Source organism: Pseudomonas sp. E141 (assembly GCF_052659885.1).
Map to the genome: position 1 here is coordinate 194911 of NZ_CP084024.1, position 25817 is coordinate 220727.

Sequence of the window (25817 nt, forward strand, 5' to 3'; positions counted from 1 at the left end):
CGCAATATCCGTGTTCACCGCCGATCCACTGTGGGAGCGAGCCTGCTCGCGATTGGATTTCAGCCGCGCCGCAAGACCTGGCTCAGAACCACTCATCCCGCATTCCAAGGCAGGTATCATCCCGCGCCTCAAGCAGCGCCAACTCATGTTGGCAACCCGGGACTTCCCAGGTCAGGAAATACCGCGCCGCTTGCAGCTTGCCCTTATAGAAGTCGGTGTCCGTCGCGTTCCCCTTGGCCAGGCCTTCCTCGGCCCGAATCGCCTGCTCCAGCCAGCGCCAGCCAATCACCATGTGCCCAAACACCTTGAGATACAGCGCCGAATTGGCGAGGCTGCTGTTGACCTTGCCTTGGGCCAGGTCCGTCAGCAGGCCCAGGGTCACCGTTTGCAGGCGCGCCACCAGGGCTTCCAGCGGCTGACGCAAAGGCGTCAACGATTCGTACGCCTGGGCGCGTTCGCTGGTGTCGGCCACCAGGCGGATCAGTTGCTTGAGCCCTGCACCGCCGTTTTGCGCCAGTTTGCGTCCCAGCAGGTCCAGGGACTGGATGCCGTGAGTACCTTCATGAATCGGGTTCAAGCGGTTGTCGCGGTAATACTGCTCGACTGGGTATTCGCGGGTATAGCCGTGGCCACCCAGAATCTGGATCGCCAGTTCGTTGGCTTTCAGGCAAAACTCCGATGGCCAGGATTTGACGATGGGGGTCAGCAGATCCAGCAACTCATGGGCGCGTCTGCGCTCGGCTTCGCTTTCAAGGGTGGTGGTGTCGTCGAACAGGCGTGCGGCGTACAGGCCCAGGTCAAATGCGCCTTCAACGTAGGCCTTCTGGGTCAGCAGCATGCGACGTACATCGGCGTGCTGGATGATCGCCACGGGAGCGGTGGTGGGGTCCTTGCTGTCGGGCACCCGGCCCTGCGGACGTTCGCGGGCGTATTCAAGGGAATACAGGTAGCCGGCGTAACCCAGCATGACCGCACCCATGCCAACGCCGATCCGCGCTTCGTTCATCATCTGGAACATGTAGCTCAGGCCGTGGTGCGGTTTTCCTACCAAGTAACCGACGCATTCGCCGTTGTCGCCGAAGTTCAGCGCCGTGGAGGTGGTGCCCCGCCAGCCCATCTTGTGGAACAGCCCGGCCAGCAGCACGTCGTTACGCTGGCCGAGGCTGCCGTCGTCGTTGACCAGGAACTTGGGCACGATAAACAGCGAGATGCCCTTAACGCCGGGTGGCGCGTCCGGCAGTTTCGCCAGGACCATGTGCACGATGTTTTCCGACAGCGGATGATCGCCGCCGGAGATGAAGATCTTGTTGCCCTTGAGCCGATAAGTGCCGTCGGATGCCGGCTCCGCACGGGTACGAATATCCGATAGCGAAGATCCGGCGTGGGGTTCGGTCAGGGCCATGGTGCCGAAGAAGCGACCATCGATCATCGGTTGCAGGAAACGTTGTTTCTGCTCCTCGCTGCCGAAGCTTTCGATCAGGTTCGCCGCGCCCATGGTCAGGAACGGGTAAGAGGTCGAAGCGGCGTTGGCCGACTGAAAGTGCGCGAAGCAGGCTTGGGACAGCAGCGTCGGCAATTGCATGCCGCCGGCGTCGAAACTGCGTGCAGCGTTGAGAAAACCGGCCTCCAGGAAGGCATCCACCGCCGGCTTTACTTCCGGAATCAGGATCGCCTGACCGTCCTCGTAGCGCGGCTCGTTTTCATCGTTCTTGCGGTTATGCGGTGCGAAATATTTTTCGGCGATGCTGCGGGCGGTGCCGATGGCCGCGTCGAAGGTTTCGCGATTGTGCTCGGCGAACCGCTCGCGCTGGGTCAAGCCCTCGGCATCAAGGACTTCATACAGCTCGAAAGCCAGATTTCGGGAACTGAGCAACGTCTCGGACATGGCGGCTTACCTTTTTTTGGAATGGGCCGAGTCTAGGCGTGGCAATAGAGGCTGAACAGGATGATTGATGGCAGTGATGCAGAGGTGAGGGCAACACTAATCTAAATGTGGGAGCGAGCCTGCTCGCGATAGTGGTGTATCAGTCGACAACACTTCTGACTGAAGCACGGCTATCGCGAGCAGGCTCGCTCCCACAGGGATTTCGATGACCAGGCACCCATTGCAGATGCCTGGTCTACAGCGGTTTAGCCGATGGTCATCAGGCTGGCGTTGCCACCCGCCGCAGCGGTGTTGACGCTCAACGCCCGTTCGATCACCAGGCGCTCCAGTGCGATGTTGGTTTCGCCCTGGGACAAGCCCTGGACTCCGACAATGGCGCCGGCACGCTTGGCCACTTGCTGGCAAACGCTGCGCAGTTGATCCGAGTCGCCATGATGCAGGACGGCGTCGTAAGCCACTTCGTCCTTGGCCCAGTCGGAAACCCGCTGGATGCGTGCTTGAATTTCTTTCGGCAAGCGTGCGAACAGAGCTTTGCTGGTGTCGGTTTCCGGCCAAACAGCCGAGCCGCCTACCGCCAGCACCGCGGCCAGTTGCGTCAGCAGATCGCCCTCTACGTCCGCCAGGCACAGCACGTGCTCGCGGGGCAGAATGGCGTAGCTGTTGCGTTCGCCGGTCGGGCCGGTCAGTTGGCGGGTGATACCGCTTTGCGACTGAGCCGCGAACTGTACGCACAGGGCGCTCAATTCGGCGAGTTTCTGGCTGTCTGCCCAGGCTTGCAGGGCGGTCAGCGGCTTGCTCATGGCGTCGCGCAAACGCAGGTCAGGCGCGTTGAGGGCATCGTCACGGACGAACGATTGCTGGATCGCATCGGTAGGCCGGGTCGACAGCAGGCGGTACAGGTACAGCGGACCGCCAGCCTTGGGACCGGTGCCCGACAGGCCTTCGCCACCGAACGGTTGCACACCGACCACCGCACCCACGATGTTGCGGTTCACATAGACGTTACCGGCATGGACGTTATCGATCACCTTGGCGATGGTCTCGTCGATGCGGGTGTGTACGCCCAGGGTCAGGCCATAACCGGAGGCATTGATCTGGTTGATCAGTTGATCCAGTTCCTTGCGCTTGTAGCGCACCACGTGCAACACCGGACCAAAGATCTCGCGCTGCAGCTCGTCGAAGCTTTCCAGCTCGATCAGGGTCGGCATCACAAACGTGCCGCGCTTGCACTCGGCGCTGTCGGCGATTGCCATCTGATAAACCGTGCGACCTTTATCGCGCATGGCCTGGATGTGTTTCTCGATACCGGCCTTGGCCTCAGCATCGATCACCGGGCCGATGTCTACCGACAGACGCTCCGGGTTGCCGAGACGCGATTCAGCCATGGCTCCCTTGAGCATTTCGATGACGCGGTCGGCCGAGTCTTCCTGCAAGCACAGGACCCGCAGAGCGGAGCAGCGCTGGCCGGCGCTGTCGAATGCCGAAGACACCACGTCGATGACCACTTGTTCGGTCAGGGCCGAGGAGTCGACGATCATTGCGTTCTGGCCACCGGTTTCGGCGATCAGCGGGATCGGACGACCCTGGTTGTCCAGGCGCCCGGCGATGTTGCGCTGCAACAGACGAGCGACTTCGGTGGAACCGGTGAACATCACGCCTTTGACCCGATCATCACCCACCAGGCGGGCACCGACGGTTTCGCCACGGCCCGGCAGCAGTTGCAGCACGCCTTCCGGAATACCGGCTTCGAGCATCAGGCGCACGGCTTGGGCAGCCACCAACGGCGTCTGCTCGGCAGGCTTGGCCAGTACCGGGTTACCGGCGGCCAGGGCGGCGGCCACTTGGCCGCTGAAAATCGCCAGCGGGAAGTTCCACGGGCTGATGCAGACCACCGGGCCCAGTGGGCGGTGGGCATCGTTGGTGAAGTCGTTGCGGGCCTGCACTGCGTAGTAACGCAGGAAGTCCACGGCTTCACGCACTTCGGCGATGGCGTTGGCGAAGGTCTTGCCGGCTTCGCGGGCCAGCAGGCCCATCAACGGCTGGATCTCGCCTTCCATCAGGTCGGCGGCGCGCTCCAGGATCGCAGCGCGCTCGGCCGGTGGCGTGGCCTGCCAGATCGGCGCCGCGTTGAGGGCGCACTGGATGGCGTTGTCGACGTCAGCGACCGTGGCTTCCTGCACATGGCCGACCACGTCACGGTGATCGGACGGGTTCAGCACCGGTGCCGGTGTTTCTTCGCTGGCTGCGCAACCGAGCATCGGCGCGGCTTTCCAGTTGTTATGGGCGGTGGCCAGCAGGGCGCAGGACAGCGAGGCCAGGCGATGTTCGTTGGCCAGGTCGATGCCGCTGGAGTTGGCGCGTTCGCTGCCATACAGGTCACGCGGTAGCGGGATGCGCGGGTGCGGCAGGCCGAAGCCGCCTTCCAGGGTTGCCATCTGCTCGATGCTGGCAACCGGATCGGCCACCAGCTCCTGAATGGAGATGGACTGGTCGGCGATGCGGTTGACGAACGAGGTGTTGGCACCGTTTTCCAACAGGCGACGAACCAGATAAGCCAGCAGTGTCTCGTGGGTGCCGACCGGAGCGTACACGCGGCACGGACGGTTCAACTTGCCTTCGGAGACTTTGCCTACAACCTGCTCGTACAGCGGTTCACCCATGCCGTGCAGGCACTGGAACTCATACTGGCCCGGGTAATAGTTCTGACCGGCGATGTGGTAGATGGCCGACAGGGTATGGGCGTTGTGCGTGGCGAATTGCGGGTAGATGGCTTCCGGCACCGACAGCAGTTTGCGGGCGCAGGCGATGTAGGACACGTCGGTGTACACCTTGCGGGTGTAGACCGGATAGCCTTCCAGGCCTTCGACCTGGGCGCGCTTGATCTCGCTGTCCCAGTAGGCGCCTTTCACCAGGCGGATCATCAGGCGATGACGGCTGCGGCGGGCCAGATCGATGACGTAGTCGATCACGTACGGGCAACGCTTCTGATAGGCCTGGATCACGAAGCCAATGCCGTTCCAGCCAGTCAGCTGTGGTTCGAAGCACAGGCGTTCCAGCAGGTCCAGGGACAGTTCGAGGCGGTCGGCTTCTTCGGCGTCGATGTTCAAGCCGATGTCGTATTGCTTGGCCAGCAGGGTCAGCGACAGCAGGCGCGGGTACAGCTCTTCCATGACGCGCTCGTACTGGGCGCGGCTGTAGCGGGGGTGCAGGGCCGAGAGCTTGATGGAAATGCCCGGACCTTCATAAATCCCGCGGCCGTGGGACGCCTTGCCGATCGAGTGGATGGCTTGTTCGTACGAGGCCAGGTACTTCTGGGCGTCATGTTCGGTGAGTGCGGCTTCACCCAGCATGTCGTAGGAATAGCGGAAACCCTTGGTCTCGAATTTGTTGGCGTTGGCCAGGGCTTCGGCGATGGTTTCACCGGTGACGAACTGCTCGCCCATCAGGCGCATGGCCATGTCGACGCCCTTGCGGATCATCGGCTCGCCACTCTTGCCAATGATGCGGCTCAGGGAGGAAGTCAGGCCCGCTTCATTATGGGTGGCGACCAGTTTGCCGGTCAGCAGCAGGCCCCAAGTGGCGGCGTTGACGAACAGCGATGGGCTGTTGCCCAGGTGCGGGTGCCAGTTGCCGGTGCTGATCTTGTCGCGGATCAGTGCATCGCGAGTACCTTTGTCCGGGATACGCAGCAGCGCCTCGGCCAGACACATCAGCGCCACGCCTTCCTGGGACGACAGGGAAAACTCCTGCAACAGCCCCTGAACAATACCGGCACGGCCGCCGGCACTCTTCTGGTTGCGCAGTTTTTCAGCAATCGAGGAGGCCAGTTTGTTGGTGGCTTCGGCCATGTCGGCCGGCAGGCGCGCCTGCTCGATCAGCATCGGCACCACTTCCGGCTCCGGACGACGGTAAGCGGCGGTGATAGAGGCGCGCAGGACCGATTGCGGCAAAATGCTTTCGGCAAACTCCAGGAAGCACTGGTGCGCGTGGTCGACCTGGACGTCGCCGGCTTCATCGTTGTCGGCGCGGGTCGAACCGTTCAGTTCGGTCAGGGTTGCACCACCCTCGAGTTTTTCCAGGTAATTGAAAATTGCCTGCTTGATCAGCCAGTGGGGCGTGCGATCAATCGAGGTTGCGGCCGCCTTGAGGCGTTCGCGGGTTGGGTCATCGAGTTTGACCCCAAGGGTGGTGGTAGCCATATTTTTATCCTCATGTTTACCACGTATTGCGTGGCATCAGCTGGCGGCAAGATTAGCTGCGAGCTGGCCGAGGTGCAACCGGGTGCAACCTTTTTTCGTCGAAAAAATAAGCAGCTCATCAGGAAAGCAAAATTCGCGGCTTGAGCGGTGCTTCTGCTTAGTGCATTGGCTTCTAGCCAAAGGTTGATACCGCACTAAAAGGGAGCAAAAAACAGTCATTTGGCGAAAAAACCGACTAGGTGCAACTGAATCGAGCGAAACTGGTTGCACCTTATTTCATTTGTTGAATAGCATTCGTCGCCAAGGTGCAACCGGTTCGAAGCCGTTGGCATCGGCTGATGGCTTTCCTGGGGAAACATCAGTCATAAATTCGCGGGTCCTGGAAACGTCAAGCAAGGTCTATGGTTGTCTTGTCGACGCTTCCTACTGCCACCGCTACATAAAAACAAAGCCAGGGCGTAACTCATGAGTGTTAGTAATCCCACCCTGATCACTTTCGTGATCTATATCGCTGTAATGGTCCTGATCGGCCTGATGGCTTATCGCTCCACCAATAACCTTTCCGATTACATCCTGGGCGGTCGCAGCCTGGGCAGCGTCGTGACTGCATTGTCCGCCGGTGCCTCCGACATGAGCGGCTGGCTGTTGATGGGCTTGCCCGGTGCTATCTACATGTCCGGCCTGTCGGAAGGCTGGATCGCCATCGGCCTGATCATCGGTGCCTACCTGAACTGGCTGTTCGTGGCCGGTCGCCTGCGGGTACAGACCGAGCACAACGGTGACGCGCTGACACTGCCGGATTACTTCTCCAGCCGTTTTGAAGATACCAGCGGCCTGCTGCGGATCATCTCTGCGGTTGTGATCCTGGTGTTCTTCACCATCTACTGCGCTTCCGGCATCGTGGCCGGTGCCCGTCTGTTTGAAAGCACCTTCGGCATGTCCTACGAGACAGCGCTGTGGGCCGGTGCGGCGGCAACCATTGCCTACACCTTCATCGGTGGCTTCCTGGCCGTGAGCTGGACCGACACCGTACAAGCGACCCTGATGATCTTCGCGCTGATCCTCACGCCGATCATCGTGCTGCTGGCGACCGGCGGCGTGGACACCACGTTCCTGGCCATCGAAGCGAAAGATCCTACGGCTTTCGACATGCTGAAAAACACCACGTTCATCGGCGTGATCTCGCTGATGGGCTGGGGCCTGGGCTACTTCGGCCAGCCGCACATCCTGGCGCGTTTCATGGCTGCTGACTCGGTCAAGTCCATCGCCAAGGCTCGTCGTATCTCGATGGCCTGGATGATTCTCTGCCTGGGCGGCACCGTGGCTGTCGGCTTCTTCGGTATCGCTTACTTCTCGGCGCACCCGGAAGTGGCCGGCCCCGTGACCGAGAACCCTGAGCGTGTGTTCATCGAGCTGGCCAAACTGCTGTTCAACCCATGGGTGGCCGGTGTGCTGCTGTCGGCGATCCTGGCAGCTGTCATGAGCACCCTGAGCTGCCAGTTGCTGGTGTGCTCCAGTGCCCTGACCGAAGACTTCTACAAGGCTTTCCTGCGCAAGCATGCTTCCCAGTTGGAGCTGGTCTGGGTCGGTCGCGCCATGGTGTTGCTGGTGGCATTGGTTGCCATCTTCCTGGCTGCCAACCCGGAGAACCGTGTCCTGGGTCTGGTGAGCTACGCTTGGGCCGGTTTCGGTGCTGCCTTCGGTCCTGTTGTCCTGATCTCGGTGATCTGGAAAAACATGACCCGTAACGGCGCGCTGGCAGGCATCCTGGTGGGGGCGATCACCGTGATCGTCTGGAAACACTTCGAGCTGCTGGGCCTGTACGAAATCATCCCAGGCTTCATCTTCGCCAGCCTGGCTATCTACTTCGTCAGCAAGATGGGCTCGCCTACCGCCGGTATGCTGCAGCGCTTTGAAGCGGCTGAGAAAGATTTCCGTCTGAACCAGTAAGACCTCCAGCGGGGCCTTGACGGCTCGCGCGAAGGTTCTGAATAGAGAAACGGCCCGTCCTCCCATGGAGACGGGCCGTTTTTTATGGGCATCAGTCCAGCTCTGTGTCGGGCTGATTGAGAAATATCAGCACGCCCAGTAGCGCCATGTAGAACCTGAAGGCTGCGTCCTGGCCATTCCAGATTTCTGATTGCCACATCAGAAACCATTCCCCGCCGACGACCATGAAGCCAAAGAACCAGACGAAGAAACCCACCGTCAAACCGATGATGGCGCAGCGTTTGGCCTGAGCGAAAACCACGCTCGGGGTTTTACGTGCCTGCCATAGTTCGAGCGCGCCATAGCCCAGCAAGCCTGCGGTGAGCGCTTCGCCAAGGATGATCAGCCAGTAGGCGCCGTGCCATGCCCAAGGCTGGTCGATGGCGCGATAGCGCGCGGCATTGTCGGGAAAGGTGGTGTCCATACTCAGCACGTGATGGACGAAATTGAAGTTGGAATGGTAGTCCGTGATGTTGTTGAACACGGTCAGCAAGGCGAAAGCGGCGAGAGCCAGGGTCATTGCGATTTTTGCGTAGCGAGTCGTCATGGGTTGCGTCCTTTGCTTTTTTGCGACGAAAGGACGTTAGCACGGCCCAGTGCGGTCCTGAGGCCGTCAGGTTGTAGGAATTTGCTGATTGTTTCCTGCGGCGACTTCGGTCACCACCATGCGCGGAATGTCTGTCGGAAAACGCAGCGGACAATGCGGCTTTAATCTCCTTGAATGTAAGGCAATTCTGTTTTTCCTGAGGTCCGATCAACTCTCCCTGGTGCTCATGCAGAATCGCCCGCTTTTATTCAGCAGAGGCACATCGGATGTTCGCGCCTGCCAACCAACCACGTTTCACCCTGGCACTCGACAGCGGGCCGAATGAACTCAAGGTGCTTGAGTTCAGGGGCAAGGAAGCCATCAGTCAACCCTATTGCTTTGATCTGGAACTGGTCAGTGAGCGGCCGGATCTGGCGCTGGAAGACCTCCTGCATCGTCAGGCCTTTCTGGCTTTTGATGATCAGGGGCGGGGCATACACGGCCAGGTTTATAGCGCGGCCCAAGGCGACTCGGGCAAGCGCTTGACCCGTTACCAGATCAGACTGGTACCACGCCTGGCTTACCTGGACCATCGAATCAACCAGCGGATTTTCCAGCACCTGAGCGTGCCGGCAATCATTACCCTGATCCTGACGGATCACGGGATTCAGGGTGACGCGTTCCAGTTCAACCTCGGTGGGCAATACCCCGAACGCGAATACTGTGTGCAGTTTGGTGAAAGCGACCTGGCCTTCATCGGGCGGATCTGCGCCGAGGCCGGGATCCATTATCACTTCCGGCACAGCCGCGACGGCCATCTGTTGGTGTTCGGTGACGACCAGACGGTGTTTCCCCGCCTGCCCGAGGCGACGTTGTATCTGCCCGGCAGTGGCATGGCCGCCAGCGAGCCGGCGATCAAGCGCCTGGCTGTGCGACTGCAGACCCGGACTACGGCGGTGACGCTGCGTGACTACGATTTTCAAAAGCCCGGTCTGCTGTTGCAAACCAGTCTGGACAGTCAGCAGCAACCGGCTCTGGAGGCGTATCACTACCCCGGCCGGTTTTCCGATCGCGACCATGGCCGGCACCTTACCCGGCGCGCACTGGAGCGCCATGGCGCCGACCACCGTCTGGCCGAGGGGCGCAGCGACCAATGCGCACTCGTCAGTGGGCACTTCCTCCAAATCAAAGGCCATCCTCGAGCGCAATGGAACGATCTCTGGCTGCTCACGCAAGTCACCCACCATGGTCGCCAGCCACAAGTGCTGGAGGAAACGGTCAGTGACAGCCCGGATGATTTCCAGGGCTACAGCAATACGTTCCTCGCCACCCCGTGGGATGTTTTCTTTCGTCCGCCCCTGTCCCACGAAAAGCCAGCCGCCCACGGTTATCAGTCGGCGGTGGTGACGGGACCGGTGGACAGCGAGATCCATTGCGACGAATACGGACGGGTCAAGGTGCAACTGATCTGGGATCGCCACGGTCAGCGCGACGAGCACTCCAGTTGCTGGCTACGGGTGGCCACGGGTTGGGCCCATGATCGCTATGGCAGCGTGATGATTCCCCGGGTCGGCATGGAGGTGCTGGTGGGTTTCATCGACGGTGATGTGGACAAGCCATTGGTCGTGGGCTGCCTGCCGAACGGCGCGACCCCGGTGCCCCTGGACCTGCCGGCCGATAAAACCCGCAGCATATTGCGCAGCCAGAGCAGCCCTGGCGGGGGCGGTTATAACGAATTGCGCATCGAGGATCGCCAGGGCGCCGAGGAGATTTACCTGCGGGCTCAACGCAACTGGACCCAGCATGTGCTGCATGATCAGCGGGTTCAGGTTGATCACGAACGCAGCATCGTCGTCACCGGCACCGCGCGGCATGAGCTCAAGGCCGATGAGTTGCGCATCACCCATGGTCAGCGCCAGGTTGAGGTCAGGCAGGATGATCATCTGGTGGTGGCCGGCGAGCGGCATATTCGGGTAACCAGTCAGGCCCTCAATGCCACCCAGCAATTTCACGTCAGCGCCGGGCAGCAAGTGGTGCTGGATGGCGGCGTCAGCGCGACCATTCAGGCCGGTGGGCAGTGGATCAACATCGGGGCTGGGGGAATCTTCAGCAGCGTGCCGATCCAGGTGGGTGGGGCACCGATGACGGCCAGGAGTGCCGCGCCAGGTTTACCCGGCTGTCCCGAAACACTTGTCGCGGCCGCAGCCGCGCAACTTTCCCTCGCGCAAGTTTTCAGCCTGCAGGGCCAGGCGCCATTCTGTGAGGAGTGTGAGCGTTGCAAAGAAGGCGTCTGCGAACCATTGCCGGTGATGCCCAGGCGGGCTGGTGTCCAGGAGCGTCCATGAGTACCGGTCAATCTCCCCGCGCCTGGCTTGAGCAACAGCCCTTGCAGGCATCCGAGCAGCTCTACGCCATTTTCAGCAGCGCCAGCACCGCCGGGCCGCTGATGGCCTGGAGGCGTTCGATGACGGTGGCGCCCAACCCGATCTGGGCCGATACGCCTTACGCCGACTGGGAAACGGTCATGCCCTATGTCGGAGCTGTCGACCCGGACAGCGAGTTTCTTGACTGGGTCGCGACGACCGACTCGCTTGATTGGGGCTGGCTGGCGGTGACCGCTTGCAGCCAGCAAAGCCTTGCCGAACATCTGCGTGGGCTCACCCAGGTTCTGCTGCCCGGTGGCAAGTCGGTTTTTTTCCGCTTTTGGGATGGGCGTTTTATCCAGCCGATCCTGCGATCGGATGCGGTGGAGGTCAGCCAGCTGTTGCCCGCCATCAGCCGTTGCCTGATCAACGGTCGGTCTTTCGAGATCCCGGGAAATGCCCTGCGCCCGGCCCGGGCGTTCCCCTGGTGGGAAGTGCCTGCGCTGTTGTTGCAGGAACTGGCCGGGGATACGACGGACTGCCTGCTCAATAACTTGCTCAAGTGGTTGAGCGAAGAGCATCCGTATCTGTTCGAACAGGCCGACGAGAGCATCCTGCGCTGCAAGATCAGGCATTTTCTTGGGGAGCCAGGGATGGTCCATGGGCCAAAAGCCCCCCTGCAAGAATACTTGATGCTGGAATTGGGCTGATGACCACCGGGTGTGGTCACGGCCCGTCCGCTCGGCTGCGACCCCCTGACGTTGGGCGCGCTTCAAGGTAAACTCCTCGGCCTTCGCAGGAGCCGCCATGAATTATCGCCACGCCTTCCACGCCGGCAATCACGCCGATGTGTTCAAACACCTGACCTTGACCCGTCTCATCGCTTTGATGTCGCGCAAGGAGCAGCCCTTCGCCTATCTCGATACCCATGCGGGCATCGGGCTGTACGACTTGCAGGGCGATCAGGCCAATCGTACCGGCGAATACCTTGAAGGCATCGCGCGGTTGTGGGGCCAGGAGGATCTGCCCGCGCTGACCGCCGACTACATGAAAGTGCTGCACGAGATGAACCCGGACGGGCAGTTGCGTTACTACCCGGGGTCACCGGAACTGGCGCGGCGCCTGACCCGTCCGCAGGATCGGGTACTTCTGAACGAAAAACATCCAGAAGACGGTGTGCTGCTCAAGGACAACATGAAAGGCGATCGTCGCGTGGCGGTGCACCTGGGCGAAGGCTGGCATGTGCCCCGGGCGCTGCTGCCGGTGGCGGAAAAACGCGGCCTGATGTTGATCGATCCGCCCTTTGAACAGCTGGACGAGATGCAACGCTGTGCCGCGTCACTCAAGGAGGCCATTGGCCGGATGCGCCAGACAGTGGCAGCAATCTGGTACCCGGTGAAGGACCAGCGGCTGTTGCGCCGTTTCTATCAGGACCTGGCCGGCACCGGTGCGCCGAAATTGTTGCGAGTGGAATTGCTGGTGCATCCGCTGGCCACGCCCAATAGCCTGAACGGCTCCGGCTTGGCGATTGCCAATCCGCCATGGGGGCTGGAGGAGGAATTGCGCGAGCTGCTGCCTTGGTTGTCGAAGAAGCTTGGGCAGACCCAGGGCGGCTGGCAGATGGATTGGCTGATCGCTGAAAGCTGATCAGATGCATTGATACCGTCTGATAGAGCGCCTTCGCGAGCAAGCCCGCGCCCACATTGGTCAGACTCAGAACCCTGTGGGAGCGGGCTTGCTCGCGAAGCTTTTCAGCGGCAAAAAGTCAGATCGGGCAAGTCACGCCCGTACCGCCAATTCCGCAATAACCTTCAGGGTTCTTCGCCAGATATTGCTGGTGATAAGCCTCGGCGAAGAAGAACGTCGGGGCTTCTTCGATCTCGGTGGTAATGACGCCTTTACCGGCCTTGGTCAATTCAGCCTGAAATACTTGCGCGCTGTGCTTGGCGGCAGCCAGTTGGGTTGGGTTGGTGGCATAGATCACCGAGCGGTACTGGGTGCCGATGTCATTGCCCTGGCGCATGCCCTGGGTCGGATTGTGCAGCTCCCAGAACATCTTCAGAAGCTGCTCGTAGCTGACTTTTTCTGGCTCGTAGACCACCAGGACCACTTCGCTGTGGCCGGTAAGGCCCGAGCAGACTTCTTCGTACGTCGGGTTCGGCGTAAAGCCACCGGCGTAACCCACCGCTGTACTGACCACGCCTTCGCGCTGCCAGAACTTGCGTTCCGCGCCCCAGAAACAGCCCAGGCCGAAGATCGCGAAATCCACGTCCATGGCAAACGGACCCAGCAGCGGCGCATCGTGGACGAAGTGTTTTTCCGGCACGGTCATTGGGGTTTCGCGGCCAGGCAGAGCTTGTTCTTGAGTAGGGAGCACGTTTTTGTTCACCAGGATTTCCGAGCGCAAGACCATCATCAGTCCTCTCAGTCAGATTGAGTTGAGCGAATGTAAGCAATGAGACCGTCAGTGTGCCCGAGTGTTACACCGCTTGTCAGGCAATTGGGCCGCGCGGATAGCGCTTGAGCTTCTCGATCAGCTCCGCGCCGGGGATCGGTCGGTCGAACAGGTAGCCCTGGCCGACGTCGCAGCGGTGGCGCCGCAGGAACGCCAGTTGCTGTGCGGTTTCGATACCTTCGGCCACCACCTTGAGTTTCAGGTTGTGGGCCATGGCGATCACCGCGGAAGTGATTTCCATGTCGTCCTGGTTGTCCGGGATCTCGTGGATGAAGCTGCGATCGATCTTGATGATGTCGATCGGGAATTTTTTCAGGTAACTCAGGGATGAGTAACCGGTGCCGAAGTCGTCCATGGCCAGGGTCAGGCCCAGGCGCTTGAGTTGGTCGAGCTGCAGGTGGGTGTCTTCGGTGGCCTCCAGCAGCAGGCCTTCGGTCAGTTCCAGTTCCAGCAGGCGGGCCGGCAGTTGTTCTTCCTTGAGGATGCTGGCGATCGAGGCGACCAGGTCCGGGTCGGAGAACTGCTTGGGCGAGAGGTTGATCGCCACTTGCAGGTTGCCCAGGCCGGCGGCGGTCAATTGCTTGCTCATGCGGCATGCCTGACGGGCGATCCATTTGCCAATGGGGATGATCAGGCCCGTTTCTTCGGCCACGCTGATGAACTGATCCGGGCGAATCATGCCCTTCTCGGGATGGTTCCAGCGCAGCAGCGCCTCCATGCCCAGCAAGCGACCGCTGCGCAGGCACAGTTTTGGCTGGTAGAACACGTCCAGCTCGTTCTGGGTCAAGGCGCGGCGCAGGTTGTTTTCCACGAACAGCTTGTAGCTGGCCTCGGCGTTCAGCGCCTCGGTGAATACCTGGACCTGATGCTTGCCGTTGGCTTTGGCCTTGTGCAGGGCGAGTCCGGCGTTGCGCATCAGGGTCTGGGGGTCGCGGCCGTGCAGTGGCGCGCAGGCGAGGCCCACGGAGCCGGTCACGCTGATCAGTTGGTTATCGACGAACATCGGCTTGTCGAGCGTCATCAGCAACTGGCTGGCGATCTGCTGCCCGGCCTCCAGGTCGGTGTCGTCCAGCAGTACGGCGAATTCATTGCTGGCGAACCGTGCCAGGCTGCCGCTGGGGCTCAGGCTGTTGCGCAAGCGGCGGGCCAGGCTGATCAGCAGCTTGTCGCCGGTCTGATGGCCGAGGCTGTCATTGATGCGCTTGAAGTTGTCGATGTCCACCAGCAACAGGCTGATGGGCGAATCGCTGTCCCGGGCAAAGCGCTCATCGAGGTTGCGGATGAACGCCGGGCGGTTGCCCAGGTTGGTCAGGTTGTCGGTGTAGGCCAGGCGCTCGATGCGCTGCTGGGCCAGTTTGGTCTGGGTGATGTCTTCGTAAATGCCGATGTAGTGGGTCAGTTCACGGTTATCGCCATAGACCTTGGAAATCGACAATTGGCCCCAGTAGGGTTCCAGATTCTTGCGCCGGCTCTTGAATTCACCTTGCCAGCTATTGCTCTGGGCCAGGGCCGACGGTGCATCGAACAGCAGCTCGCTGAGGTTTTCCAGGGCCGGTAGTTCCGACAGGCGCTGGCCGTGGACTTCCTCGGTGGAATATTGGGTGATGGCGGTGAAGCTGGGGTTGACGTATTCCACCACGCCGTCGCAATTGACCAGCAGGAACGCGTTGGCGCTCTGCTCCACGGCGCGCTGGAACAAGTGCAGGGCGTTGGTGGCGGTCCGGCGGTTGTGGTTGTTGATGACCTGGGCGAACTGGTCAGCCAGTTCACCGGCAAAGGCGATCTCGTCGGACTGCCAGGCGCGGGTGACGCCAATTTGCTCGAGGCACAGTACGCCCACCACCTGGCCGTCGATACGAACGCTGGCGTCGAGCATGGCGTTGACTTCGCGGGTGCGCAGGCTTGCGGCCATTTCCCGGGTACGCGGGTCGCGCATCGCATTGTGCGCGTCGATGGCGCGGCAGGTCTGCAGCGCCTCCATGTAGTCAGGAAACTCGTTGGCGTTGATCACGTCCGGCAGAAAGTAGTCTTGGGAGGCGCGGTTATAAGCCGAAATCGGCACCAACTGGCCATCTTCCAGGTTCCAGATGCTGGCGCAATCAATCTGGTAGATGTCGCAGGCGCTGCGGGTGATGAGCTCGGCGGCCTCCTGCAGGGAATTGTTGGCGCTGTAGCGCTGGCGGGTCAGTAGCAGGATCAGGTCCTGCTGGGCGCGCACCCGGTCCAGGTGTTGCAGCTGCTCCTGCTGGGCGCGCTGGTTCAGTTCCAGGGCAATTTGCAGGCGCGAGTTTTGAGTTTCCAGGTCCAGAGCCGGCATCGACGGCTCGCTTGCCAGCAAATCGTCCACGGCCAGCAGGTAGCCGCGTAGTAGATGGCGATTGTGCTGTTTATAGGGCTCGCCCATCTCCAGCATATTCATGGCGCCCTTGGCGGTGTGGAGCGTGTAGCGGATCAGGTAATGCGGGGCCTGGGCCAGCTGCTGCTGGATCGCATCGTGGAGTTGATAGCGCGCTTCGGGCTCCATCAGGCTGGCGTAGGGCGAACTGACCAGCGAGCAAAGCTCGACGGCCGGCAGACCGAAGTAACGCTCGCAGTTGGGGTCGAGGAACAGCAGCGCCCAGCTTGCTTCATTCAGCCGTTCGAAACGCAGCATGCCGAGCCGCGAGGGCACCGGTAACTGCGTCACTACCTCGGCCGCCATACGGCTGGCGGCATCGGGTTGGCTTTTCATGGGGAAACTCGCTTCGAAAATGCTGATCGCGCCGGGCTGACGCCCTCGTTATTACGGACTGCCGCAAGGTTGCATCATTGCGGCACTGGCTGACAAGAGAGATGAAGGCCAAGTGCTATAAACCTTTTATCGGCCGACGAAGGGATTTCTCCAGTCGCCCGCCGATCAGACGGCATGGGTGGTTATACCACCCGTCAGCGCAGCGGGATATCTACTGTCTGTAATGGGCTGCCATCACGGTCGTGAAACGTGACCTGAACGCTCTGCGCCGTGACTTTCAGGTGGGCGAAGTTGTCCTGGCTGATGACCTTGCCGCTCAACCCATAGCGATAGTCCCCGCTGGGCGTCCGAGCCATGGCATCACCAAAAATAAAACTCGCGGCGCTGGCATAAGGAAGCAGTTTGCTGTTGCAAAACGGCGAGGAAACGATGGTATGTACCTCGAAGTCAGGGTCCTGGCTGTGACTCAGGCGACTGGTGAGAGAGCCATGGACGTCGCCGGACACGAAAATAACGTTCTTGATCCGATGGCGGCGAACGGTTTCCAGCAGGCGCAGACGCTGTTCCGGGAAGGCCTGCCAGGCGTCCGAGGTATTGAGCTTGCGGTCCGGGTAGAACATCACGCCGGTCACGATGAACTTGACCCGCGCCGGACTGTTGACCAGCCATTTGATCAGCGATCGTTCCTGCGCTTGATCCAGGATACGTCGATCATCCGCCGATAGATTGCGCTGGGTCCGACTGTCGGTGACGAACCATTCGATATCGCCGTGAGCGAACTGATACCAACATTGTCTCAATGGTTCACTTAATGTTCCGTCACTTAACAGTTCATGTGCCGGACTATGGCTGGCTTGATAAAGCGCATAGGCGTCCATGGCATTGGCATAAAAGTTTTCGTCGCCTTTTTTCTTGCTGGCAGGCCAATTATCTTTGATTTCATGATCGTCGAGAATCATGTAGCTCGGTGTTCCCGCCATCAACTTTCTAATATGCGGCTGGGAAAAGGCGGTGCGGTATTTGAAAAGAATATCCTTTGAGTTCCGGTCCGGGGCGACAATATTCAAATCGTCTAGATAAACCTGGTCGCCGGTCATCACTACAGCACTGATCGGCGGGTCGGCCTGGGCCACGATGCGGTTGATGCCAGCGAAAGTCCGGTCGCCCAGTTCAGGTCTGGACGGGACGCCGGCCGTCACCCGCAGGTAGCGGCAGGAACCCACGATATAGCTGCGCGGCGCACTGGTTTTGCTGGACGGCGTGCGCATCTGATAAATATCCCGAGGCCATTGCAGCGGCAGTTCCTGGACGGTTTCGATTGTATGAGTAGGGCTCAGGCGGCTGAACCAGCCGGCTTGGTATTCATAGACGGTATCGGCCTGAAGGTTCTTCAATACGATGACATCGGACATGTCGCGGTAAGCATGCAACTGAACAAAGTGTCCTTTCGACCAGATTGAATCTCCCTGGCGCCGGTAACGGATGGCGGCGAATACCAGGCTGTTCTTATCGTTATCCCCTCGCAGGAATATCCGCGTGTGATGAGGTGTCGTGTGGCCGACAATAGGGCCAACAGTGGGTTTGAACATCATTCGAGTCCATTCGAAGTTAAAGTTTTTTTAGGTAAGTAGTTAATGGCTTCCCTGAACTCATCCTAAAGCGATGCATGGGATAAATATTGATAGGAGAGGGGGCGTGTGTTGTGAGAAACGTCCAATAGATGACGTAGTCATCTAGGTGAAGTGCAGTAGGAAAGTTGGGCCCTGGAACGGGCTGCTCTGCAAGTTCGACTTTATTTCAGGCAAAAAAAAGCCCCGCCAAACGGGCGGGGTTGAGGTACGAGCGTGGCGCTCGGAAAACAGCGGTCCGAAGGGCCCTCCGTGAGGAGGGCCGCCCGGTGTTACAGCAAGATGGTACGGATGTCGCCCAGCAGGTCGCTCAGACGCTTGGTGAAGCGTGCAGCGGCGGCGCCGTTGATCACACGGTGATCGTAGGACAGCGACAGTGGCAGCATCAGCTTCGGCTGGAAGGCTTTACCGTCCCAGACGGGCTGGATGGTGGCTTTGGAGACCCCCAGGATCGCCACTTCCGGCGCGTTGACGATCGGCGTGAAGCCGGTACCGCCAATGTGGCCGAGGCTGGAAATGGTGAAGCAGGCACCCTGCATGTCGTCGGCGGTGAGCTTTTTGCTCCGGGCTTTTTCGGCCAGGGCAGCGGCTTCGCCAGCCAGTTGCAGCAGGCTCTTCTGGTCGACGTTGCGGATGACCGGTACCAGCAGGCCTTCCGGGGTGTCGACGGCAAACCCGATGTGCACGTATTTCTTGCGAATGACAGCCTTGCCGCTTGGGGCCAGCGAGCTGTTGAAGTCCGGCAATTCCTTGAGCAGGTGCGCACAGGCCTTGAGCAGCAGTGGCAGCACGGTCAGCTTGACGCCAGCCTTCTCGGCCACGGCTTTCTGCGCGACGCGGAAAGCTTCCAGTTCGGTGATGTCGGCCTGGTCGAACTGAGTCACGTGCGGAATGTTCAGCCAGCTGCGATGCAGACTCGACGCGCCGATTTGCATCAGGCGAGTCATTGCCACTTCTTCGGTTTCGCCGAAGCGGCTGAAATCCACTGCCGGGATCGGCGGGATGCCCGCACCACCCGTGGCGCCTTCGGTCGGAGCGTTCTTGGCCTTCTGCATCATGGCCTTGACGTAAGTCTGCACGTCTTCTTTCAGCACGCGGCCGTGTGGGCCGCTTGGGCTGACGGCGGACAGCTCGACACCAAATTCACGGGCCAGCTGACGCACCGCAGGGCCGGCATGCACCTTGGCACCGCTGGGTGCAGGTGTGGCGGCAGGAGCAGGAGCTGTCTCGGCCTTGGCGGCAGGCGCGGCAGCCGGAGCCGGAGCCGGAGCTGGAGCTGGAGCGGCTTCGGCCTTGGCGGCAGGCGCAGCAGCCTGGGCTGGGGCAGCAGGTGCCGCAGCACCGGCCACTTTCAGCTTCAGGATCAGGTCGCCGGTGCCCACTTCGTCTTCCAGCTTGATCTCGACGCTTTCCACCACGCCGGCGGCCGGCGACGGGATTTCCATGCTGGCTTTGTCGGATTCCAGGGTGATCAGCGACTGGTCGGCTTCGACGGTGTCGCCGACCTTGACCAGCACTTCGATGATCTTGGCCTTGCCCGAGGAGCCAATGTCCGGAACATGAATGTCCTGGACCGTGGCAGCGGCAGGCGCGGCGGCAGGGGCGGGAGCCGCCTCGGCAACCGGTGCGGCGGCAGGCTTTTCAGCCGCCGCCGGGGCAGCAGGAGCCGCCTCAGGCGCGGCAGCGGCGCCCTCGACTTCCAGCTCCAGCAGTTCGTCGCCTTCTTTCAGGCGATCGCCCAGCTTCACTTTCAGGCTTTTGACGATACCGGCCTTCGGCGCAGGCACTTCCATGCTGGCCTTGTCCGATTCAAGCGTCAGGATGCTCTGCTCGGCTTCGATACGGTCGCCGACCTTCACAAACAGTTCAATTACTTCACCTTCACCGCTGCCGATGTCAGGTACGCGAATGAGTTCGCTCACGGAAATTCTCCTCAGCAGTCCAGTGGGTTGCGTTTTTCCGGATCGATGCCGAACTTGACGATGGCCTCGGCCACCACCTTGGGTTCGATATCGCCACGGTCAGCCAGGGCTTCCAGGGCTGCCAACACAACGAACTTACGGTCGACTTCGAAGAAGTGACGCAGCTTCTTGCGGCTGTCGCTACGGCCGAAACCGTCGGTGCCCAGCACCTTGAATTCCTTGGAAGGAACCCACTGACGGATCTGCTCGGCGAACAGTTTCATGTAGTCGGTAGAAGCGATGACCGGACCTTTGCGGCCGTTCAGGCATTCTTCGACGTAGCTCAGTTTCGGCTTCTGGCCCGGGTGCAGACGGTTGCTGCGCTCCACGGCCAGGCCATCGCGACGCAGTTCGTTGAAGCTGGTAACGCTCCACACGTCAGCGCCGACGTTGAACTCTTCACGCAGGATCTTCGCTGCTTCACGCACTTCGCGCAGGATGGTGCCGGAGCCCATCAGCTGGACGTGGTGCGCCGCTTCGCGGGTGTCTTCTTCGAGCAGGTACATGCCCTTGATGATGCCTTCCTCCACGCCGGCCGGCATGGCTGGCTGCTGGTAGGATTCGTTCATCACGGTGATGTAGTAGAAGACGTCTTGTTGCTCTTCGGTCATCTTCTTCATGCCGTCCTGGATGATCACCGCCAGCTCGTAGCCGTAGGTTGGATCAAAGGTGCGGCAGTTCGGGATGGTGGCAGCCAGGATGTGGCTGTGACCGTCTTCGTGTTGCAGGCCTTCGCCGTTGAGCGTGGTCCGGCCGGCGGTACCGCCGATCAGGAAGCCACGGGTCCGGCTGTCGCCAGCGGCCCAGGCCAGGTCGCCGATACGCTGGAAACCGAACATCGAATAGAAGATGTAGAACGGCAGCATCGGCTGGTTGTGGCTGGAGTACGAAGTTCCGGCAGCGATGAAGGAGCTCATGGCGCCTGCTTCGTTGATGCCTTCTTCGAGGATCTGGCCCTTCTTGTCTTCCTTGTAGAACATCACCTGGTCTTTATCGACTGGCTCGTAGAGCTGGCCGACGGAGGAGTAGATGCCCAACTGACGGAACATGCCTTCCATACCGAAGGTACGGGCTTCGTCCGGAATGATTGGAACGATGCGTGGGCCGATTTCCTTGTCCTTGACCAGTTGCGCGAGGATCCGCACGAAGGCCATGGTGGTGGAGATTTCACGGTCGCCCGAGCCGTCAAGGATCGCCTTGAGGGTATCGAGCGATGGGGTCGGCACGCTGAAGCTCTGGGCGCGGCGCTGGGGCACGAAACCACCCAGTGCGGTGCGACGCTCGCTCAGGTAGCGGGCTTCGGCGCTGTTGGGCTCCGGCTTGAAGAACGGCAGGTTTTCCAGTTCCTCGTCCTTGACCGGGATGTCGAAGCGGTCGCGGAACAACTTCAGGCTGTCGACGTCGACTTTCTTGGTGTTGTGCGCAGTGTTTTTCGCTTCGCCGGCACCGGTGCCATAACCCTTGATGGTCTTGGCCAGGATGACGGTCGGTTGTTCCTTGTGGTTGACTGCTTCGTGGTACGCCGCGTAGACCTTGTACGGGTCGTGGCCGCCACGGTTGAGCTTCCAGATCTCGTCGTCGGACAGATCGGCAACCATTGCCTTGAGTTCAGGCGTGTTGAAGAAGTGCTCACGGACGAACGCGCCGTCCTTGGCCTTGTAGTTCTGGTATTCGCCGTCGATGACTTCGTCCATGCGGCGCTGCAGGATGCCGTCGACGTCCTTGGCCAGCAGTGGGTCCCAGAAACGGCCCCAGATGACTTTGGTCACATTCCACTGGGCGCCACGGAACACGCCTTCGAGTTCCTGGATGATCTTGCCGTTGCCGCGAACGGGGCCGTCGAGGCGCTGCAGGTTGCAGTTGATGACGAAGATCAGGTTGTCCAGCTTCTCGCGGCCAGCCAGGGAGATCGCGCCCAGGGATTCCGGCTCGTCGCACTCGCCGTCGCCCAGGAAGCACCAGACTTTCTGCTTGCCTTCGGGAATGAAGCCACGTGCTTCCAGGTACTTCATGAAACGCGCCTGGTAGATGGCCTGGATCGGGCCCAGACCCATGGATACCGTCGGGAACTGCCAGAAATCAGGCATCAGCCAAGGGTGCGGGTAGGACGACAGGCCCTGACCATCCACTTCCTGGCGGAAGTTGTTCATCTGCTCTTCGCTGATGCGGCCTTCCATGAATGCACGGGCGTAAACGCCTGGCGAGGTGTGGCCCTGGAAGTAGATCAGGTCGCCGCCGTGTTCGTCGGTCGGGGCCTGGAAGAAATAGTTGAAGCCGATGTCGTACAAGGTTGCGCTGGAGGCGAAGCTGGAGATGTGACCGCCCAGGTCAGAATCTTTCAGGTTCGTACGCATCACCATGGCCATCGCGTTCCAGCGTACCAGCGAGCGAATGCGGCGTTCCATGAACAGGTCGCCGGGCATGCGTGCTTCGTGGGTAACGGGGATTGTGTTGCGGTATGGCGTGGTGATGGCGTAAGGCAATTGCGAACCGCTGCGGGTTGCGAGTTCGCCCATACGGGTCATCAGATAGTGAGCACGGTCTTCGCCTTCTTTGTCGAGAACCGATTCCAGGGCGTCCAGCCATTCCTGGGTTTCGACGGGATCGAGGTCTTGCATGGCTTGCTCCAGGGCGGAAAGGCTACCAGAATCGGTTGCCTGAGTTTGCGACTGGCCTTGTGGGCAGACGGTATAAATTCTTGGATTGCCGAAGGTTGTTTCGGCGGCGTGTAGTTTTACTACAAATCGTCGGCCGTTTCAGCCTTTCGAATGTATAGACGAGTAGTAAAACTACACATGAGCGGCTTATGGCCCCTCGTTTCGTTGTGAGAATAATCGTTACTGTTGGTCGTTAGCCAACTCGTACAGGTAAAAACTTGATGTCGGCTGCCAATAAAATCAGATTTTCAGCTATTTATCATCTTTGTTCGACAGTCGATCAGGTAGTGGCAGTTGAAAAAACACTACATCCAGCCTTTCCCCGCGCCGATCAAGGATAGACCATGAGCCTGCCCCCGCTTACCGAAGTTCCGGCAATTCTCCAGTCATTGGTCAGTCGTGCCGAGCAGTCGTTCCGTGCGGCGGTCGCTTCCCTGGACGACGACCACGGGCTGTCCACCTGGGCGCCCGAACGCTGGAGCGAGTTCAACCGTGTCGCCGCCGCCAGTGATTTTTTTATCGAGCAGAGTGTTCGTGACCCCTCGATGTTGCTGGAACTGGTGCGCAGCGGCGAACTGGACCGCCACCTGGCTCCCGGCGAAATGTGCGCTCAGATTGGCGCAGCCGTCCAGGCCGCCGAGACTGAAGACGAACTGGGTCGCATCTTGCGTCGCCAGCGCAGCCGCCAACAGGTGCGGATCATCTGGCGCGACCTGACCCGCCAGGCCGACCTGGTCCAGACCTGCCGCGATCTCTCCGACATGGCCGATACTTGCATCGACCAGGCCTATCAATGGCTGTACCAGCGCCACAGTCAGCAATTCGGTACGCCTACCGGGCGGCGCAGCGGTGAACCGCAGCACATGGTTATCCTGGGCATGGGCAAGCTTGGTGCGGTGGAACTGAACCTGTCGTCGGACATCGATCTGATTTTCGCCTACCCCGAGGGCGGCGAGACCGTTGGCGCCAAGCGGGCACTGGATAACCAGGAGTTTTTCATTCGTGTGGGGCAGCGCCTGATCAAGGCCCTGGACCCGATGACCGTCGACGGCTTCGTATTCCGCGTCGACATGCGCCTGCGCCCCTATGGTTCGGCCGGAGCGCTGGTGCTGAGTTTCAACGCGCTGGAGCAGTATTACCAGGATCAGGGCCGTGACTGGGAACGCTACGCGATGATCAAGGCGCGGGTGGTGGCGGGTGACCAGGTGGCCGGCGCGCAACTGCTCGACATGCTGCGTCCGTTCGTTTATCGCCGTTATCTGGATTTTTCCGCCATCGAAGCGCTGCGCACCATGAAGCAGTTGATCCAGCAGGAAGTGCGGCGCAAGGGCATGGCCGACAACATCAAGCTGGGTTCGGGCGGCATCCGCGAGGTGGAGTTCATTGCCCAGGCGTTCCAGTTGATCCATGGCGGTCGTGACTTGAGTTTGCAGCAGCGCCCGTTGTTGAAAGTGCTGGCGACCCTGGAAGGCCAGGGTTATCTGCCGGCCAAGGTGGTCGATGAGCTGCGCCAGGGTTATGAATTCTTGCGTTACACCGAACACGCGATCCAGGCCATCGCCGACCGCCAGACCCAGATGCTGCCGGACACCCCGCAGGATCAGGCGCGCATTGCGTTCATGCTGGGTTTTGCCGACTGGGCGGCCTTCCATGAGCAATTGATGTACTGGCGCGGTCGCGTAGCCTGGCACTTCGGCCAGGTCATCGCCGATCCGGATGAAGAGCAGGACGGTGAAAGCGAAGTAACGGTGGGCGGCGAATGGTTGCCGCTGTGGGAAGACAGCCAGGATGAAGGGGCGGCGTGTCGTCAACTGGAGGAGGGCGGCTTCGCCGATGCACCCAAGGCGCTCAAAGCCCTGGCCGCCCTGCGCGGCAGTGCGCAATTGCGCGCCATGCAGCGTCTGGGGCGTGAGCGTCTGGATGCATTCATTCCACGCCTGTTGGCCCAGGCGGTGGAGCATGCCAATCCGGACCTGGTGCTTGAGCGCGTATTGCCGCTGGTGGAAGCCGTGGCGCGCCGATCGGCCTATCTGGTGCTGCTGACGGAAAATCCCGGTGCCCTGCGACGCCTGCTGACACTGTGCGCGGCGAGCCCGTGGATTGCCGAGCAGATCACCCGCTTTCCCCTGTTGCTCGATGAATTGCTCAACGAGGGGCGACTTTTCAAGCCGCCCCTGGCGCCGGAACTGGCGGCGGAGTTGCGTGAACGCCTGACGCGCATCCCCGAGGATGATCTCGAGCAGCAGATGGAGGCGTTGCGGCATTTCAAGCTCGCGCATCGTTTGCGGGTGGCCGCCTCGGAAATTGCCGGCAGCCTGCCGTTGATGAAAGTCAGCGATTACCTGACCTGGCTCGCCGAAGCAATTCTTGAACAAGTGCTGGCCCTGGCCTGGCGTCAGACCGTGGCCAAGTATGGCGTGCCGCTGCGCACTGACGGCAGCCTGTGCGATCCGGGCTTCATCATTGTCGGTTATGGGAAAGTCGGCGGTCTGGAATTGGGGCATGGTTCCGACCTGGATCTGGTGTTCATCCACGATGGTGATCCGCAGGCGGAAACCGATGGCCCGAAACCCATCGACGGCGCGCAGTTTTTCACCCGGCTCGGCCAGCGAATCATCCATTTGCTGACGGCCCAGACCAACTCTGGACAGCTCTACGAAGTGGACATGCGCTTGCGGCCGTCCGGGGCGTCGGGGTTGCTAGTCAGCTCCCTCGGGGCTTTTGCACGCTATCAGGAGAACGAGGCCTGGACTTGGGAGCATCAGGCTTTGGTGCGGGCTCGGGTGCTGGTGGGCAGTCAGGACGTGGGTCAGGCGTTCGAGAAGGTTCGTGCCCAGGTGCTGGGGCGCAAGCGTGATTTGTCGACGCTGCGCCAGGAAGTCAGCGAGATGCGCGCCAAGATGCGCGATAACCTCGGCAGCAAGGTCACCGCTGCCGGAACCGCAGCGAATGCCTTCGAAGCCACCGCGCCGTTCGACCTCAAGCAGGATGCCGGAGGTATCGTCGACATTGAATTTATGGTGCAATACGCGGCCCTGGCGTGGTCCGAGGAGCACCCGTCGCTGCTGCGCTACACCGATAACATCCGCATTCTGGAAGGGTTGCAGGACGTCGGGCTGATGCCGGTCGAAGACGCTACCCTGCTGCGCGAGGCCTACAAAGCCTACCGCTCAGCCGCCCACCGCCAGGCTCTACAGAAAGACGCCGGGGTGATTGCAGGCGACCAGTTTGTGGATGAGCGCAGGCAGGTGCTGCGAATCTGGCGAGAACTGGGGCTGAGCTGAAGATTTAAATGTGGGAGCGGGCTTGCTCGCGAAGGCGGAGTGTCAGGCGACATTGATGTTGGATGTGCCGGCCCCATCGCGAGCAGGCTCGCTCCCACAGTTGTAGAGTGACGGCAGCAGGCAACGTCCTAAGCCACAG

Annotated in this window: 13 protein-coding genes; 5 read left to right on the forward strand and 8 right to left on the reverse strand. The window is 60.7% G+C overall.

Annotated elements, in window-relative coordinates:
• Positions 1-82: 82 nt before the first annotated feature.
• Both GKKCFE_RS00855 and putA read right to left on the reverse strand, forming a co-directional pair.
• A complete protein-coding gene (locus GKKCFE_RS00855) occupies positions 83-1885 on the reverse strand; it encodes an acyl-CoA dehydrogenase (protein WP_445577379.1) in 1803 nt (600 codons plus the stop codon).
• Between the two features lie 245 nt (positions 1886-2130).
• Positions 2131-6084, reverse strand: a complete 3954-nt coding sequence (gene putA / locus GKKCFE_RS00860) for a trifunctional transcriptional regulator/proline dehydrogenase/L-glutamate gamma-semialdehyde dehydrogenase (protein WP_076382950.1) — start codon at positions 6082-6084, stop codon at positions 2131-2133.
• 465 nt (positions 6085-6549) lie between these two features.
• On the opposite strand from putA, the gene putP reads away from it, so the two are divergent.
• On the forward strand, positions 6550-8034 hold the full coding sequence (gene putP / locus GKKCFE_RS00865; protein WP_076382948.1) for a sodium/proline symporter PutP: 1485 nt from the start codon (positions 6550-6552) through the stop codon (positions 8032-8034).
• A 91-nt stretch (positions 8035-8125) separates the two neighbouring features.
• Here the strand turns inward: putP and GKKCFE_RS00870 are convergent, their stop codons facing one another.
• Positions 8126-8620, reverse strand: a complete 495-nt coding sequence (locus tag GKKCFE_RS00870; protein ID WP_076382946.1) for a DUF2165 family protein — start codon at positions 8618-8620, stop codon at positions 8126-8128.
• Between the two features lie 266 nt (positions 8621-8886).
• On the opposite strand from GKKCFE_RS00870, the gene GKKCFE_RS00875 reads away from it, so the two are divergent.
• The 3 genes from GKKCFE_RS00875 (at position 8887) to GKKCFE_RS00885 (ending at position 12609) form a co-directional block, all read left to right on the forward strand.
• The gene (locus GKKCFE_RS00875; RefSeq protein WP_445577380.1) at positions 8887-10944 is read left to right on the forward strand and encodes a type VI secretion system Vgr family protein; all 2058 of its coding nucleotides are present in this window, start codon (positions 8887-8889) and stop codon (positions 10942-10944) included.
• Positions 10941-11672, forward strand: coding sequence for a DUF4123 domain-containing protein (locus tag GKKCFE_RS00880; protein ID WP_445577381.1), 732 nt, complete (start codon positions 10941-10943; stop codon positions 11670-11672). The genes GKKCFE_RS00875 and GKKCFE_RS00880 overlap by 4 nt, the downstream gene beginning before the upstream one ends.
• A gap of 97 nt (positions 11673-11769) precedes the next feature.
• Complete coding sequence (locus tag GKKCFE_RS00885) at positions 11770-12609, forward strand: 23S rRNA (adenine(2030)-N(6))-methyltransferase RlmJ (protein ID WP_047225916.1); 840 nt, start codon at positions 11770-11772, stop codon at positions 12607-12609.
• 118 nt (positions 12610-12727) lie between these two features.
• On the opposite strand, the gene msrA is transcribed toward GKKCFE_RS00885, so the two are convergent.
• From msrA to aceE, 5 genes are all read right to left on the reverse strand, one after another.
• Positions 12728-13375 (reverse strand): peptide-methionine (S)-S-oxide reductase MsrA, encoded by a 648-nt coding sequence (msrA, locus tag GKKCFE_RS00890; RefSeq protein WP_047226186.1) that lies wholly within the window; start codon positions 13373-13375, stop codon positions 12728-12730.
• A gap of 79 nt (positions 13376-13454) precedes the next feature.
• Entirely contained in the window at positions 13455-16148 is a 2694-nt protein-coding gene (locus GKKCFE_RS00895) for a putative bifunctional diguanylate cyclase/phosphodiesterase (RefSeq protein ID WP_047225915.1), read from the reverse strand.
• Positions 16149-16342: 194 nt separating this feature from the next.
• Positions 16343-17737 (reverse strand): alkaline phosphatase D family protein, encoded by a 1395-nt coding sequence (locus GKKCFE_RS00900; RefSeq protein WP_445578078.1) that lies wholly within the window; start codon positions 17735-17737, stop codon positions 16343-16345.
• A 311-nt stretch (positions 17738-18048) separates the two neighbouring features.
• Positions 18049-19698, reverse strand: coding sequence for a dihydrolipoyllysine-residue acetyltransferase (gene aceF, locus GKKCFE_RS00905; RefSeq protein ID WP_445577382.1), 1650 nt, complete (start codon positions 19696-19698; stop codon positions 18049-18051).
• Between the two features lie 11 nt (positions 19699-19709).
• Positions 19710-22355, reverse strand: a complete 2646-nt coding sequence (gene aceE / locus GKKCFE_RS00910) for a pyruvate dehydrogenase (acetyl-transferring), homodimeric type (protein ID WP_047225912.1) — start codon at positions 22353-22355, stop codon at positions 19710-19712.
• 383 nt (positions 22356-22738) lie between these two features.
• On the opposite strand from aceE, the gene glnE reads away from it, so the two are divergent.
• A complete protein-coding gene (gene glnE, locus GKKCFE_RS00915; RefSeq protein WP_305467191.1) occupies positions 22739-25678 on the forward strand; it encodes a bifunctional [glutamate--ammonia ligase]-adenylyl-L-tyrosine phosphorylase/[glutamate--ammonia-ligase] adenylyltransferase in 2940 nt (979 codons plus the stop codon).
• The last annotated feature ends 139 nt before the right edge of the window (positions 25679-25817 follow it).